This window comes from Intestinimonas timonensis (assembly GCF_900626145.1).
Lineage (GTDB): Bacteria > Bacillota > Clostridia > Oscillospirales > Oscillospiraceae > Intestinimonas > Intestinimonas aquisgranensis.
Genome location: NZ_LR130817.1, coordinates 273303 through 289462 on the forward strand (window position 1 = coordinate 273303; position 16160 = coordinate 289462).

Below are 16160 nucleotides of genomic sequence, written 5' to 3' on the forward strand. Positions count from 1 at the left end.
CCTGAGCAGTGTTTTTTCCGAGGCACATGTCCCCGGAAAAAACAGACTGTACTTGATTCCGTCGTCTGCGGACGACGGAACTCTGCGAGGCTCTTGCACAAAATCTGACGTATATGCCCTTTTTCGACAACCTGAGCGGGACAGGTCCAGGGACCTGTCCCGCTTTTTTGATTTCTTCTGTGATGCGAAAAAGTTTTCCACAAACGGTGCAAAAATGTACCGAGAAGTGACCCCTCCGGAAAAGAACGGACCCTTTTCTAAAATAATGCCAAAAAAGGGCAGAGAAAATCAGCTTCAAAATTACAATAGAACAAATGTTTTATTAAAAAATGGCCGATTTTTCCCGAAATATCTAGGATATTCAGAGAAAAAAGAGGGAATAAACCCTTGCAATTTTGGGGCGGAACCATTATACTGGAACTACTGGTGGAGCGAAATGGAGTAAAGTAGAGCGAAATGGAGGGAGGGGCACAGCTTGGGCAGCGTGACCGGCACCTATGAACACAGTGTCGACGCCAAGGGCCGGCTGTTTATCCCAGCCAAGCTCCGGGAGGAGTTGGGCGAGACCTTCTATCTGGCCATGGGCGTGGATACCTGCCTGGCCATCTACCCCCAGGAGAGCTGGGACCGCTTTACGGAGAAATTCTCCTCCCTGCCCATTAGCAAATCAAAAGCCATGCGCTCTCTGTTTGCCAACGCGGTGAAATGCGTTCCGGACAGCCAGGGGCGCATTGTCATCCCCCAGCGGCTGCGGACGTACGCTGACCTGGGGAAGGACGTGGTGATCATCGGCGTCCACGACCGGGCGGAGATCTGGAGCGCGGAGCGCTGGAACGCCGAGGAGGAGGAAATGACGCCCGAGAAGATGGCGGCGCTCATGGATTCCCTGGAGCTGTAAGACAGAGGGAGGCGTGCCGCCGTGACCTATATCCACAAGCCTGTACTCCTGCAGGAGTGCCTGGAGGGCCTGAAGATCCGCCCAGATGGAACCTATGTGGACGGTACCCTGGGCCGGGCGGGCCACTCCCGGGAGATCGTCTCCCGTCTCACCACCGGCCGGCTCATCTGCATCGACCGGGACCAGGCTGCTCTGGATGCGGCGGAGGACAGGCTGGCCGGCCACATGGACAAGGTGAAGCTCATCCACGGCAACTTCGGCGATCTGGCCGAATTGCTGGACGAGCGGGGGATTTCCGGAGTGGACGGCATGCTCTTTGACCTGGGGGTGTCCTCCCCTCAGCTGGATGACCCGGAGCGCGGCTTTTCCTATATGCACGACGCGCCGCTGGACATGCGGATGGACCGCTCCGAGGCCCTCACTGCCCACACGGTGGTGAATGAGTGGTCCCAGGAGGAGCTAAGACGGATCCTGTGGCAGTATGGTGAGGAGCGGTATGCCCCTCAAATTTCTGCTGCTATCGTGCGTCGGCGGGCAGAGGCGCCCATCGGCACCACGCTGGAGCTGGTGGATGTGATCCGCAGCACCATGCCTGCACAGGCCCTGCGTGAGAAGCAGCACCCGGCCAAGCGGAGCTTTCAGGCCATCCGCATCGCCGTCAACGACGAGCTTGCCGCCGTGGACCGGATGCTCCGGGCAGCGGTGCCCCGGCTCTCGCCGGGCGGGCGTCTGTGTGTTATCTCCTTCCATTCCCTGGAGGACCGCATTGTGAAAAACGCCCTGGCGGAATTCGCCAAGGGCTGTACCTGTCCGCCGGACTTCCCGGTGTGCGTGTGCGGCAAGAAGCCGCAGATCACGCTGACGCCCCGGAAGCCCATATTGCCCACAGCGGAAGAGATTGAGGAAAATCCCCGTGCCCGCAGTGCCAAGCTGCGGGTGGCGGAGAAGCGATAGAGAGGCGCCCCCGAGGGGGCGGGAGGGAGCGCTGCGCTCCCAACACGAAAGAGATTGGAGTGACCTGCATGGCGAGCGCTGCGGCCAGGAGAAAAAGCAGATACGACCACCCGCGTGGTACCTATGGAAACCTGGCCTATGCCCAGCCCGCCACCCGTCCTCTGGAGCGAGGCGGGTCTGAGGTCCTTCGTCCCCAGCCCAAGGTCCGTCCCAGAGAGCGGGCCCTCACCCGGCCCAAGGTACGGGTCCGGGAGGCGGGGCAGATCTCCGTCTTCGCGGTGGTGGGCTTCCTGGCGGTAGGTGTCTTTGCCGTGCTGCTCATGCTGAGCACCGTGCAGCTCACCATGGTCAGTGACGAGGTGGTCTCCCTGCGGAGCGAGCTCTCCGACCTTCAGAGTGAAGAGGCCAAGCTCATGGCCCAGTACGAGCTGGCCTTTGACCCCAGCACCATCGAAGAAAAGGTGACCGCTGACGGGAGCATGGTTAAGCCCGCGGCGGGACAGATCTATACCCTGGATCTCTCCGAAGCCGACAGTGTGGTCCACTACGACCAGGAAAGCACGGGCACGGGTTTCCTGGCTACGGTGCAGGGGATGATCGACAGCGCACTGTCATATTTCCGCTGAACCCACGCATACAGTGGGAGAGAAGCGGGCCATAGAGAGAACGAAAGGGCGTAAGAAAACAGAGCTTTTCTTACGCCCTTGTTCATCATCCAGAGCATAAGGAGACCAGAATGGCACAGAAAGAGCGCAAAAACAATACAGGCGGTACCGACCGCCGCCAGAACCGCACCATCCTGGGGCGCACCATCTTCCTCATGGTGGTGTTCGGGGTGCTGGCCTTTGTCCCCCTGCTGTGGAAGCTGTGGCAGATCCAGATCGTGGACTACCGCTTCTACCAGGAGAAGGCCATCAGTCAGCAGACCAGAGACATGCTGGTCACCGCCCCCAGAGGGACCATCTATGACTCCCAGGGAAATATTCTGGCGGTCTCCACCGACGTCTACAATGTGGTCATCTCCCCCAAGGACATTCTGGCCGCGGAGGAGACCAAGGCCGAATCGGGGGAGAAGAAGGCCGCCAAGGGCGACGAGCTCACCGACGCTGAGAGTGCTGCCATGGCCGGCCGGTACCAGGAGTACGTGGCCGAGGGCCTGGCGGAGATCCTGGGAATGGAGACCGACACCATCCTCAAGCGCATGGAGAACACCTCCTCCCAGTATGAGGTGCTCCAGTGGCGGGTGGATGACGACGTCTCCACCGCCGTGCGCACCTTCCAGGAGGAAAACGGCCTCTATCCCGGCGTCTACCTCCTGCCCGATACCAAGCGGGTCTACCCTTACAGCTCCCTGGCCGCCCAGGTCATCGGCTGGGTCAATGTCAATGACGGCAACCGGGGCGCTTACGGCATCGAGGCCAAATATGAGGACCAGTTGGCCGGAGAGCCGGGCCGGGTGGTCACCGCCAAGAAAAACGACGGCACAGAGATGCTCTCCAGCTATGAGAGCTACGTGGATGCCCAGCCCGGTCTCAACGTCCAGCTCACCATTGACGCCACCATCCAGAGCTATTGCGAAAAGGCACTGGCCGACGGCATCACCTCCTATGAGGTCCGCAATGGCGGCTTCTGTATTGTCATGAATCCCAAGACGGGGGCCATCCTGGCCATGGCCTCTTCTCCCAACTACGACCTCAACCAGCCCCGGAGTGTCACCGATCCTGTCCTGGCATCCTATCTGGAGAAGGTCCAGAACGACCCCTCCGCCAGCGAGGACGCCTATGCCGAGGCCCTTCAGGAGGCACAGTACACCCAGTGGACCAACCGGGCAGTCACCGATACCTATGAGCCCGGCTCCACCTTTAAAATCATGGTCCTGGCCGCAGCCCTGGAGGAGGGCGTGGTCAATGAAAACTCTCACTTCTACTGCCCCGGCTATAAGGTCGTAGCGGACTGGCGCATCAGCTGCTCCAAGCACGAGGGCCACGGAGACCAGACCTTGGCCCAGGCGGTGGCCAACTCCTGTAACCCCGCCTTCATCGAAATCGGGCAGGCCTTGGGGGCGGAGAAATTCTACCAGTATCTATTGGACTTCGGTGTGATCGGTAAGACGGGCATCGATATCCAGGGTGAGGCCGACAACACCAACCTGGTGTGGACCCGTGATTACTTCACTGGCATCTACGGCGAGACCTCCCTGGCCACAGCCTCCTTCGGTCAGACCTTCCGTCTCACCCCCATCCAGCTGGTTACCGCTGCCAGCGCCGCCGTCAACGGCGGCCACCTGATGCAGCCCTATGTGGTGCAGGCCCTCACCGACCAGGACGGCAACGTGGTGGAGCAGAGCGAGCCCACCGAGGTCCGTCAGGTGGTCAGTGAATCCACCTCCGCCATGGTCCGGGAGATGCTCTACGGTGTGGTCAACGGCGGCACCGGTAAAAACGCCAACGTAGAGGGCTACCGCATTGGCGGCAAAACGGGTACCTCCGAAAAGCGAGACGAGGACACCGGCGACCTCATCGTCTCCTTCCTGGGCGTGGCCCCCGCCGACGATCCTCAGATCGTGGTCCTCATCGCCTTCGACAGCCCCACCCCCGTGGTGCCGGGCAGTGACTACACTTCCCATGGCTTCTACATCAGCGGCGGAAATATGGGCGCCCTGTCCGCCGGTTCCCTCATCGCCGACATCCTGGACTATCTGGGTGTGGAAAAGGTATACAGTGACAGCTCTTATGCCGATGTGGTAGTGCCCAACACCGTGGACCTGAGCGAGGCCGACGCCATCAAGCTCCTGCAGTCCAAGGGCCTGGGCTACCGGGTGGTGGGCGACGGCGCCGCCGTCACCGATCAGCTCCCCGCCCAGGGCGTCTCCATCCCGGGCAAGAGCGAAGTGGTCCTGTACCTGGGTGCCGAAAAGCCCACGGATCAGGTCTCCGTCCCCGACCTCACCCGCATGACGGCGTCGGCGGCGGAGCAGGCACTGGAAAAGCTGGGCCTGTATATGCGGCCCATCGGCGTCACTGACTATTCCGATACCACCATCGCTACTGAACAATCCATCGCGGCGGGTACCATGGTAGACCCGGGCACCGTGGTGGAGGTCCACTTCATGGATACCGCGGTGCAGGATTACGCTGCCAACGGAAACATCTCCAACATCCATTGAGTGAGGGAGGCGCGTCATGCGACTGGAGGAGCTGCTGAAGGGAGTGCCCCTGACGGGCGGGACGTGGAAAGATGACACGGAGATCACCGGCATCAGCTACGACACCCGCACCATAGCGCCGGGGAATCTCTTCGCGGCCCTACCGGGCTACAAGGCCGACGGTCAGGACTTCATCACCGAGGCGTTGGAAAAGGGAGCATCGGCGGTCCTCTGCCGCTGTGCCCCGAGTGTTCCCGGTCCTTGGCTGGTGACGGAGGACCCTAGGGCCACCCTGGCCCTGATCTCCGCCAACTGGTTCGGCCATCCGGCGGAAAAGCTCACCTGTGTGGCTGTCACCGGCACCAACGGCAAGACCACCACCACCTATCTCCTGAAGGCGGTGCTGGAGAGTGCGCTGGGAGCCAAGGTGGGCCTCATCGGCACCAACCAGAACCTGATCGGGGACCGTGTGCTCCCCGCCAGCCGCACCACCCCGGAGTCCTATGAGCTCCAGGCCCTGCTCCGGGCCATGGTGGGAGCCGGCTGTACCCATGTGGTGATGGAGGCCTCCTCCATCGCTCTGGACCAGCGGCGGACCTTCGGTATCCGCTTCGCCGCCGGGATCTTCACCAACCTCACTGAGGACCATTTGGACTACCACAGTACCATGGAGGCCTACCGGGACGCAAAGGGCCTGCTCTTCAACCAGACCGATCTGGCCGTCCTCAACCTGGACGACGAGGCGGGGAGATGGTACGCCGAACACGTTTCCTGTCCCGTTTTCACCTACTCCGAGCGGAGGGACCTGGCCGACCTGGTGGCCAAGAACCTGCGGCTCTATCCCAGCCATGTGGAGTTCGACGCGGTGGCCCGGAATACCATCGGCCGGGTCTTCCTGCCCATCCCCGGCGGATTTTCCATCTATAACGCCCTGGGCGTTATCGCCTGCGCCCTGAATCTGGGCATCGGCATGGAGCGGATCGTCACCGCCCTCCGGTCGGCCCCGGGTGTCAAGGGCCGGGTGGAGGTGGTGCCGGTACCGGCGGCCTACACCGTTATCATCGACTACGCCCACACTCCGGATGCCTTGGAGAACATCCTCACCACCGTCCGGGACCTCACCGACCGGCGGGTGCTGTGCCTCTTCGGCTGCGGCGGCGACCGGGACCGGACCAAGCGGCCGGTGATGGGGGCCATCGCGGCGGATCTGGCCGACCTGGTGGTGGTGACCTCTGACAACCCGCGCACCGAGGAGCCGGAGGCCATCATCGGCGACATTCTCCGGGGTATGGATGGAACGGCCACCCCGGTGGTGGTGGAGCCCGACCGGGTGGAGGCCATCCATAAAGTCCTCACCCTGGCTGGTACCGGCGACGTGGTGGTGCTGGCGGGGAAGGGGCACGAGACCTACCAGGAGGTAGGGGAAGAGCGCCGCCACCTGGATGAACGGGAAGTGGTGGCTCAGCACTTCGCCCGGCGGACGACATTTGGAAAAAAAGAGGCCTGATGTCCACAATCTGTGGATTTCTCCGATTGTGGTTTCCAGTGGGCCGTGATATAATCCCCTTTCGGGACTTTCCCCAGGAGGTTGAAAATATGAGAATTTTAATTGCCGCGCTTTGTTCCTTTGTGTTGTCGGCTGTGGCCGGCAAGTTCCTCATCCCCGTACTGCGCCGGATGAAGGCAGGCCAGTCCATCAAGGAGGACGGCCCCACCTGGCACATGTCCAAACAGGGGACCCCCACCATGGGCGGACTGATGTTCATCTTTGGAATCCTGGTCACCATTATCCTCATCGGCTGGCCCGACCTGCTCCGGGGGGATTTTCGGGCCCTCTTTGTCTTCTGCTTCGCCCTGGTCTTCGGTGTCATCGGCTACCTGGACGACTATGAAAAGGTAAAGAAGCGGGAGAACACCGGTCTCACTGCCGGTCCCAAATTCTTGCTCCAACTGGCTGCCGCCATCGCCTTCACCGCCCTGCTGCGGTATTTCGGCTACCTGGCCCCCCACCTCTATATCCCTTTCCTCCAGATCACCATTGAGCTGCCCTGGGTGGTCTATATGGTCTTTGCCGCCTTCGTCATGGTGGGCACCGTCAACGCCGTCAACATCACCGACGGTGTGGACGGCCTGAGCTCCAGCGTCACCCTGCCCGTGGCAGCCTTCTTCTCCGCTGTGGCCTGGTATTGGGGTGTGGCCGACCTGGGCGTCTTCGGCGGCGCCCTCTTTGGCGGTCTGTGCGCCTTCCTCATCTACAACCACTATCCCGCCAAGGTCTTTATGGGCGACACCGGCTCCCTCTTCCTGGGCGGCGCCGTGTGCGGCCTGGCCTTTGCCTTCGACATGCCCCTGGTCCTCATCCTGGTGGGCATCGTCTACATCGCCGAGACCCTCTCCGATATCATCCAGGTGGTCTACTTCAAGGTCACCCACGGCAAGCGCATCTTTAAGATGGCTCCCCTCCACCACCATTTTGAGATGTGCGGGTGGAGCGAGAAGAAGGTGGTGGCCGTCTTTGCCCTGGTGTCCCTGATCTTCTGCGCCCTGGCCTTTGTGGGTGTGATGGACCGGTACGCCGCTTTCCTGGATGCAAATCTTTTCTAAAATCCTCAATTTTCCCTGAAAGGCAGGAGATCCCATGGCCCGAAAACTCAAACGTGACCTCACCGTGGAGGAGCAGCTGGCACGGGGACCACTGGACCTGCCCTTTCTCATGCTGGTGCTGCTGCTCACCGCCATCGGCGTCATCATGATGTTCTCGGCCTCCTATGCCGACGCTCTCTACAACATGGATGACCCCACCTATTATTTTATGCGTCAGGGTCTCTTTGCCATCGGCGGCGTGGTCATCATGTATGTCATAAGCAAGATCAACTACCAGACCCTGCGGTGGCTCTCCGTCTTCGCCCTGGTTGGGTCCATCATCCTGCTCATCATGGTGAAGATCCCCGGTATCGGCGCCAGCGGCGGCGGCGCCAACCGCTGGATCCGTGCCATCGGTCCTCTGCCCCGGTGGCAGCCCTCCGAGGCCGCCAAGCTGGGTGTCATCCTCTACTTCTCCGCACGGCTCTCCAAGCGAAATACGGAGAAGAAGCGCCATTTCGACAAGCGGACTTATTCCGGTCACTTTTTGGAGCTGCTGGACCGCATCGGTTTTCTGGAGCTGGTGCCCTACGGCGTGGTACTGCTCATCATCGCCGGATTGCTGCTCCTCCAGCCCCATCTGTCGGCTACCATCCTCATTCTGGCCATCGGAGCCTCCATCCTTTTTGCCGCTGGCATCAAACTGGGCTGGTTCGTGGCAGGCGGTGCCTTTATGACAGCTGCTTTGTGGCTGGTCATCAACACCACCGACTATATGGCCGACCGTATCGCCATCTGGCAGAACCCCTGGACTGATACCCAGGGAGACGGCTACCAGATCGTCCAGTCCCTCTACGCCATCGGCTCCGGAGGGTTGCTGGGCCTTGGACTTGGGAACTCAAGACAAAAATTCCTCTATCTGCCCGAGCTGCAAAACGACTATGTGTTCCCCATCGTGTGTGAGGAGCTGGGCTTTATCGGTGCGGCTATGATCCTCCTCCTCTTCGCCCTGCTCATTATCCGGGGTTATTGGCTGGCCCTCCACGCCCGGGATCGGTTCGGTGCCCTCCTCATTGTGGGCATCACCACACAGGTGGCCGTTCAGGTCTTTTTGAACATCGGCGTGGTTACCAATCTCATTCCCCCCACTGGCATCTCCCTGCCGTTCTTCAGCTACGGCGGCACCGCCCTGGTGATCCAGCTGGTGGAGATGGGCATCGTCCTCAGCGTATCCAGACAGATCCCGGCTCCCAAAGCCGGATGAGAAGGTGTTGAAGTGAAGATCCTTTTTACCTGCGGCGGAACCGCCGGCCACATCAATCCGGCTATCGCCCTGGCCCGGCTCTTTCAGGCCCGGCATCAGGACTGCCAGGTCCTCTTCGCCGGGGCAGACAACGGCATGGAGCGGACCTTGGTGCCCCACGAGGGCTATGAGCTGCGCACCGTCCATGTGAATACCATCCACCGGGCATGGAAGTGGAAGGACATCAAGCACAATATCATGACGGTGGTCACCCTGCCTCAGGCCCGGCGGCAGGCCAGGGCCATCCTGGATGAATTTAAGCCCGACCTGGTGGTGGGCACCGGCGGCTACGCCTCCTACCCCGTGGTGAAGGAGGCCGCCCGACGGGGCATCCCTACCGCTGTCCATGAGTCCAACGCTGTGCCCGGCCTCACCACCAAACTGCTGTCCAAGGTGGTGGACCGGGTCATGGTGGGTTTTGAGGACTCTAGAAAACACTATCCCCACCCGGAGCGTGTGGTGGTCACCGGCACGCCGGTGCGCCGGGATTTCTTCGACCACACCCGGAAGGAGGCGCGGCAGGCCCTGGGGCTGGACGATGACCGTCCTCTGGTGCTCTCCTACTGGGGGAGCCTGGGGGCCGACGTCATGAACCGGTATATGGTCGACTTCTTCCAGGCGGAGGCGGCGGAGAGTTTTCCCTTTCACCACGTCCACGGCGCCGGGCGGAACTATAAGAGTCTCACCGCCGCCCTCAAAGAGCGGGGGGTGGACCTGACCGGCGGAGCGGAGGTACGGGAGTACATCTACGATATGCCCCTGGTCATGGCCGCCGCCGACCTGGTGGTGTGCCGTGCAGGTGCCTCCACCGTCTCGGAGCTCACCGCCATCGCCAAGCCCTGTGTGCTGGTGCCCTCCCCCAACGTGACCAATAACCATCAGGAGAAGAACGCCAGGGTGCTGGAGCACCACGGAGCGGCGGTGGTGCTGCTGGAGCCGGAGATCGACGGCGCCGCCCTCTACCGGGAGGTCAAGGAGCTGCTGGCCGACCCAGAGAAACGCTCCAACATGTCCAAGGCGCTGACCGAGCTTTCGGTCACCGACGCCGCCGAGGAGATCTATCAGACCCTGATGTCCCTCATGAAGCGGGGGGAGTAACGTCCTCTGCTGTCACCTGTCCGCCCAGACGCATAGTATGGCCTGAAACCATCAACATGCGGAGGGTGGACGGTCATGAGCATTTATCAAGTGGAAGGCGGCAGAACGCTGGAAGGGACGGCCATAGTCCACGGGGCCAAAAACAGCGTCCTGCCCATTCTGGCGGCGGCGGTGTTGTGCCCCGGCGTCAGTGTGGTACATAATTGCCCGGATCTCTCGGACGTGCGGGCATCCATAGCGATTTTGGAGCATTTGGGCTGCCGGGTGGAGCGCTCCGGCGACACGGTAACGGTGGACGCCTCGGGGCTTACCCGAAACGATGTGCCCGATGCCCTTATGCGGGAGATGCGCTCCTCGGTGATCTTTCTGGGAGCCATCCTGGCCCGCACCGGAGCGGCAGAGCTGAGTATGCCTGGAGGCTGTGAGCTGGGCCCCCGGCCCATCGACCTGCACCTGGCGGCTATCCGGGCCCTGGGGGCGGAGATCCGGGAGGAGGGGGGCGCACTCCACTGCGCCCTGCCGAAGTGCGGGCTCCGGGGCTGTCAGATCGATCTCTCCATCCCCAGTGTGGGGGCCACGGAAAACGCCATGCTCTGCGCCTGCGGAGCGGCGGGGACCACCGTCATCAACAACGCCGCCCGGGAGCCGGAGATTGTGGATCTCCAGGGCTTTCTGCGCGCTCTGGGGGCCGACGTCCGGGGGGCGGGGACCTCCACGGTCACTGTCACCGGCAGAAAGACACTTCACGGCGGTGAGCATACCGTCATGCCCGACAGGATTGTGGCGGCCACCCTGCTCTCAGCGGTGGCGGCCGCCGGGGGAGAGGCGGAGATCCTGGGCACCGACTACCGCCAGCTCTCCACTGTCACGGCTATCCTGACGGAGGCGGGCTGCCGGGTCCGCAGCGGGGAACAGCGGATTACCATCCGCCGGGACGGTCCCCTCCAGGGGGTGCGGCCCATCCGCACGGCCCCCTATCCGGGCTTTCCCACCGATGCCCAGCCGCCGGTGATGGCGGCTCTGTGCAGGAGCCGAGGGACCACCGTCTTTGTGGAAAACATGTTTGAAAGCCGCTACCGCCATGTGGATGAGCTCTGCCGCATGGGTGCCCGGATTCGGGTGGAGGGCCGGGTGGCTGTGGTGTGCGGTGTGGAGAGACTCCACGGAGCGCCGCTGCGGGCCGCCGACCTGCGGGGTGGTGCCGCGCTGGTGGTGGCCGCTTTGGGGGCGGAGGGTGTGAGCCGCATCGAGGGCCTGAGTCACATCGACCGGGGTTACCACGGCCTGGAGGAGACGCTGCGGGGTATGGGCGCCCAGATCCGCCGTCTGGAGGACGGCGGGGGAGGCTTGCCCAACTTGTAAGGATTTCTTAACGATTTCCTTACCTTTGTATGGTATACTGACCCAACAAGGAAGAAAGAGAACGAATCCGGAGGCGTACCCATGGCATCACGGCGTTCCAATAAAAGAAAACAGCGAAACCGGGGACGCTTCGGTTTCCTCTATAAATTGCTCTCTCTCATCATCATCCTGGTGGTGATTGCTGCTGGCTGCGTGGTCTTTTTCCGTGTGGAGGAGATCACCGTCACCGGCGTGAGCCGGTACACAGCACAGGAGATCATCGACGCCTCCGGGGTGGAGACGGGGGATAACCTTTTCCTGGTGGGTGGGTCGCGGACGGCCCAGAAGATCTATTCCACCCTCCCCTATGTGGATGAGGTGAACATCCGCCACGCCCTGCCCGACGGACTGGTCATCAACGTCACAGAGCGTACCCCGGCCGCCGTCATTCAAGGGGATGAGGGCTGGTGGATCATAGACGCCAAGGGTAAGATTCTGGAGCAGGTCTCCAAGCCGGAGCAGGCGGGTGTGGCGGAGGTCTCCGGACTCACCGCCCTGCTCCCCGCTGTGGGGACCACTCTGGCGGTGGAGGATGCCGAGAGCCTCAAGCTGGAGAGCCTGATGGACCTGCTCTATGCTCTGGAACAGCGGGACATTCTGGGCGAGGTATCCTCCATCGACCTCACCTCCGCCGCTGAGATCTCCATGGTCTACGATGGGCGGCTTACGGTGAAGATGCGCATGAGCGACGATTTCATGTGGCAGACCCGGGTGCTCACCGAATCCCTGGCCCAGGGCATCATTCAGTCAAATGAGACAGGAGTGGTGGATCTCACCCTGGATCAACCCCGATTTATCCCGAAAACGGACGGAAGCTGACGGGGAAAGTGGAACGAAATCTTACGCAGGCTATTGACCTAACTGGGAAAGAGAGATACAATACAGTATATTGGAATCAGTCTGCATAGATTTACTATCACTAGTTGTTTACATAGGAGGAACGGGCATGGCTTTTGGATTGGATACAGGGCCTGAGAGTGTCGTCACCATTAAGGTCATTGGTGTGGGCGGCGGCGGCAGCAACGTTGTCAATCGCATGGTGCGCTCCGGCGTACAGGGCGTAGATTTTATCGCGGTCAATACGGACAAGCAGGCGCTGACCACTTCCAGCGCCACTTACAAGATCCAGATCGGTGAGAAGCTCACCGGTGGCCAGGGCGCCGGCTCCAATCCGGAGGTGGGCCGCAAGTCCGCCGAGGAGAGCCGCGGCCAGATTGCCAAGGCGCTGGAGGATGCGGACATGGTCTTCATCACCGCCGGTATGGGCGGCGGAACCGGTACCGGTGCGGCGCCCATCGTGGCCGACATCGCCAAGGAGGCCGGTCTGCTCACCGTGGGCGTGGTTACCAAGCCCTTCGCATTTGAGGGCCGCCGCCGCATGCTTCAGGCTGAGGCCGGCATCGAGGAGCTCCGGGGCAAGGTGGACTCCCTGGTCATCATCCCCAACGAGCGTCTGAAGTTTGCCACCGATCAGAAGATCACCTTCCAGAACGCCTTTGAAATTGCCGACGATGTGCTGCGCCAGGCGGTGCAGTCCATCTCCGACCTCATCAAGAACACCGGCTTCATCAACCTGGACTTCGCCGACGTCACCGCCGTCATGAAGGACGCCGGTATGGCTCACATGGGTGTGGGCCGTGCCGCCGGCAAGAACAAGGCCGAGGAGGCCGCCAAGATGGCCATTTCCAGCCCCCTGCTGGAGACCTCCATCAACGGCGCCCACGGCGTGCTGGTCAACGTCACCGGCTCCATGGACATCGGCCTGGAGGAGGTGGAGACTGCCGCCAACCTGGTGCAGCAGGCTGCCCACCCCGACGCCCTCATCATCTTCGGCGCTGCCTTCGACGAGGAACTGGAGGATGAGATTCGGGTCACCGTCATCTCTACCGGCTTTGAGGAGGGCGCTGGCGGGCTCTCCAACAATGTGTTCTCCAGCGGCCGTGATGCGGCCAGCAAGGAGCGGGCTGGAGGCGGCTCCAAGACACCGAGCGGAGCTAACGATCGTCCCGCGCTGGAGCCTCTTTCCGAGGAGCCGGAGGAGGACCCCTTCGTGGATATCTTCAAGATCTTCAACCGGGACAAGTAAAAAGTGGATCAGCAGGCCCGGAGCCGTAAGGTTCCGGGCCTTTTCCGTCGAAACTGCGCTGCTGCTGTCTGCGGCGGTATTTTGGCGGGAAAAGGATGGCATCAGCTCCAAAAAGGCTTGCAATCCGAGGGAAAGGGGCTTATAATAATACCTGCTGAATGAACCATAAAGTGGTTGATTCGTGGGCATACATCCCACAATTTGGAATAAAAGTGCTTTTCCACAGTGGGAAAGACGATTCGTAAACCGAAGGAGTGATATGCGCCGTGAGCGGTGACCCTTTGAGTCGAAGACATCATGTACGTAGCACGGCGTATGGGCTCTGCGTCTGACCGATTTGGCCGGTGAGGACCGCACGCCTGATTCGCCGTTCAAGCCCGGGCGGGGAGACCCGCAGGGGCGGCAAAATGAGGCGGTGCGGGATTTTTATACCCATTTTCCCGTACCGGGAAAGGCGTGATACCAATGCTGACCATTCACAAGACCATCAACGGCCAAATGACCAAGCTTGACAAGGCGGAGGACGGCTGCTGGGTGAACCTCACCTACCCTACGGAGGATGAGATGTCCACCGTCACTGCGCTGCTGGGCATTGATCCTGGCTTTCTGAGAGCTGCACTGGATGAGGAGGAGACCTCCCGAATCGATACCGAGGACGGCCAGACCCTCATCATCATTGACCTCCCGGCTGTGGAGAAGGGGGACGCGGTGGTCTATTCCACCCTGCCTCTGGGCATTATTGTGGCGGAAAAGTGCATCATCACCGTCTGTTTGAAGGAGACGCCGATCATTCGGGATTTCCAGGACGGCCTGGTGAAGAACGCTGAGACCCAAAAGAAGACCAGCTTTATTCTCTATCTGCTGCTTCAGGTGGCCAAGCGCTTTCTCCAGTATCTGAAGCAGATCGACAAGATCTATAACTATATGGAGCGGCAGCTCTACAAGTCCCAGCGGAATAAGGAGCTCATCCAGCTCTTGGACCTGGAGAAATCCCTGGTCTACTTCAACACATCCCTAAAGGCCAATGAGGTGACGCTGGAGAAGATCCTCCGCGGCCGCATCATCACCCTCTACGAGGAGGACCACGACCTGCTGGAGGACGTGCTCATTGAGGTGCGTCAGGCCATCGAGATGGCCAACATTTACTCCTCCATCATCTCGGGCATGATGGACGCCTTTGCCAGCGTGATTTCCAACAACCTGAACGTCATCATGAAGGTATTGACCTCCATCACTATCCTGCTCACCATCCCCAATATCGTCTTTGGCTTCTATGGTATGAACATCAATGGCAGCGGGCTGCCCCTGGATCAGTTCTGGTGGGTGCCGCTGATCATCACCGGTATTATCATTGGTGTCATTGCCGTCATCCTGAAGAAGAAGGACCTGTTTTAAACCAGCGACCCCGGGCCATGTTTTTGGCCCGGGGTCCTGTGTTTTTTGGCCTGTTCCCGATACGCGAGACAGAATTCTCGGACGGTGGGGTGGCGTCGGGAGCCGATTCCATGGTACAATGGCGCCAAAGAAAGGGGGCGAGACCCAAATGGAACAGAGCTTTTCAGATCGATTGAAGCAGTACCGGCGGGATAAAAACCTGACCCAGCAGGAGCTGGCCGATATGCTGGGCGTAAGCAATAAGACGGTCTCACGTTGGGAGAGCGGTGGGGGATACCCAGACATCCCTCTGTTGGTGCCTCTGGCTCGTGCACTGGGGGTGACGGTGGACGACCTGCTGGATGGGGAGAAGCCCATCCGGTCCCTGAGCCGGGCCGACTGGCAGAGCTTGCTGTCCTTCGCCTTCGCTCTGGGCGGCGGCGTTCTCTTCTATCTGTTGGACCTCTTTATGCCCATGGTGCTGTGCTACTGTGCCTACCTGGGCTGTATGGCCTATGGCGTCTACCTGCAAAAGTATTACACCTACCACAGCCGATGGTTCCGGATCGCCAACGCCCTGATGTGCCTGGCGGTGAATTTCACCTTTGTGACCAAGACAGTTATCACCGCAGCGGCTTTGGTGCTGTTCGGTTCCTCTCAGGTCATGATGGCGGGTTCTGCCCAGTCGCTCCTGCTGAACGGAAGGGACGAGTGGATCCTGCTGGCGGCGCTGGTGGACCTGGTGTGTACCCTGCTCCTGACCGCCGTGATTCAGACCATGATCTATCACTGGAGCGGTGACGATCTCCGGCGGCTCCCACGGCTGGTGCTGGTGCGTCCACCCCTCCGGCGGCTGCTACCGGGGCTGGTACCCTGGCTGGCAGCGGCCTTCTGGCTCTTCTACGAGCGGACTGACCTGCCTGTGGCTCTCTATGAGGAGCAGGAATCGGCCTTCTGCCTCTGTCTGGTCATCCTAGCGGTGCTGGGCTCTCTGCCCCTGCTGGGCCGGGGACATCGCCGGTGGATTCCGGGCGTGTGGTGTATGACGGCCCTGTGCTGGGGAATGATCGGTCTCCGGGTATATAAAATTGCCTGGTCGCCGGTCACCCAGCGGATCATCCCCTATTCCACCACTCTGGGGAGCATCTATGAGCCCATGGGTCAGGCCTCCTGGGCCATGCCGGTGGCGGCGGCGGTGTTGTGCGCCCTATGGGTGCTTCTCCAGTGTGTTCGGTTCTCCAGCGAGGAGAAAAGAAAGTTTGTCCCTCCGGAAACGCCGCCGGAGGAAGCAGAAAAAGAGCACGACCCATCTGAATGA

Annotated in this window: 13 protein-coding genes; all 13 read left to right on the top strand. The window is 61.0% G+C overall.

Going from position 1 to position 16160, the window contains the following annotated elements:
- The first annotated feature begins 484 nt into the window (after nt 1–484).
- The 13 genes from mraZ (at nt 485) to E0E29_RS18435 (ending at nt 16160) form a co-directional block, all read left to right on the top strand.
- Nucleotides 485–898, top strand: coding sequence for a division/cell wall cluster transcriptional repressor MraZ (gene mraZ / locus E0E29_RS07495; RefSeq protein ID WP_130850821.1), 414 nt, complete (start codon nt 485–487; stop codon nt 896–898).
- A 21-nt stretch (nt 899–919) separates the two neighbouring features.
- On the top strand, nt 920–1852 hold the full coding sequence (gene rsmH / locus E0E29_RS07500) for a 16S rRNA (cytosine(1402)-N(4))-methyltransferase RsmH (protein ID WP_130849335.1): 933 nt from the start codon (nt 920–922) through the stop codon (nt 1850–1852).
- Between the two features lie 68 nt (nt 1853–1920).
- Complete coding sequence (locus E0E29_RS07505; protein WP_130849336.1) at nt 1921–2478, top strand: hypothetical protein; 558 nt, start codon at nt 1921–1923, stop codon at nt 2476–2478.
- Between the two features lie 110 nt (nt 2479–2588).
- Nucleotides 2589–5018, top strand: coding sequence for a penicillin-binding transpeptidase domain-containing protein (locus E0E29_RS07510; RefSeq protein WP_130849337.1), 2430 nt, complete (start codon nt 2589–2591; stop codon nt 5016–5018).
- 16 nt (nt 5019–5034) lie between these two features.
- A complete protein-coding gene (locus E0E29_RS07515; protein ID WP_130849338.1) occupies nt 5035–6504 on the top strand; it encodes a UDP-N-acetylmuramoyl-L-alanyl-D-glutamate--2,6-diaminopimelate ligase in 1470 nt (489 codons plus the stop codon).
- Between the two features lie 89 nt (nt 6505–6593).
- Nucleotides 6594–7601, top strand: a complete 1008-nt coding sequence (gene mraY, locus E0E29_RS07520; RefSeq protein ID WP_130849339.1) for a phospho-N-acetylmuramoyl-pentapeptide-transferase — start codon at nt 6594–6596, stop codon at nt 7599–7601.
- 34 nt (nt 7602–7635) lie between these two features.
- Nucleotides 7636–8844, top strand: a complete 1209-nt coding sequence (gene ftsW / locus E0E29_RS07525) for a putative lipid II flippase FtsW (protein ID WP_207303587.1) — start codon at nt 7636–7638, stop codon at nt 8842–8844.
- A gap of 12 nt (nt 8845–8856) precedes the next feature.
- Complete coding sequence (gene murG / locus E0E29_RS07530) at nt 8857–9981, top strand: undecaprenyldiphospho-muramoylpentapeptide beta-N-acetylglucosaminyltransferase (protein WP_130849340.1); 1125 nt, start codon at nt 8857–8859, stop codon at nt 9979–9981.
- 75 nt (nt 9982–10056) lie between these two features.
- Complete coding sequence (gene murA, locus E0E29_RS07535; protein WP_130849341.1) at nt 10057–11343, top strand: UDP-N-acetylglucosamine 1-carboxyvinyltransferase; 1287 nt, start codon at nt 10057–10059, stop codon at nt 11341–11343.
- Nucleotides 11344–11424: 81 nt separating this feature from the next.
- Nucleotides 11425–12201, top strand: a complete 777-nt coding sequence (locus tag E0E29_RS07540) for a cell division protein FtsQ/DivIB (protein ID WP_130849342.1) — start codon at nt 11425–11427, stop codon at nt 12199–12201.
- 127 nt (nt 12202–12328) lie between these two features.
- The gene (gene ftsZ, locus E0E29_RS07545) at nt 12329–13468 is read left to right on the top strand and encodes a cell division protein FtsZ (protein ID WP_130849343.1); all 1140 of its coding nucleotides are present in this window, start codon (nt 12329–12331) and stop codon (nt 13466–13468) included.
- Nucleotides 13469–13933: 465 nt separating this feature from the next.
- Nucleotides 13934–14863, top strand: coding sequence for a magnesium transporter CorA family protein (locus E0E29_RS07550; protein WP_207303588.1), 930 nt, complete (start codon nt 13934–13936; stop codon nt 14861–14863).
- Nucleotides 14864–15011: 148 nt separating this feature from the next.
- Entirely contained in the window at nt 15012–16160 is a 1149-nt protein-coding gene (locus E0E29_RS18435) for a helix-turn-helix transcriptional regulator (protein ID WP_207303589.1), read from the top strand.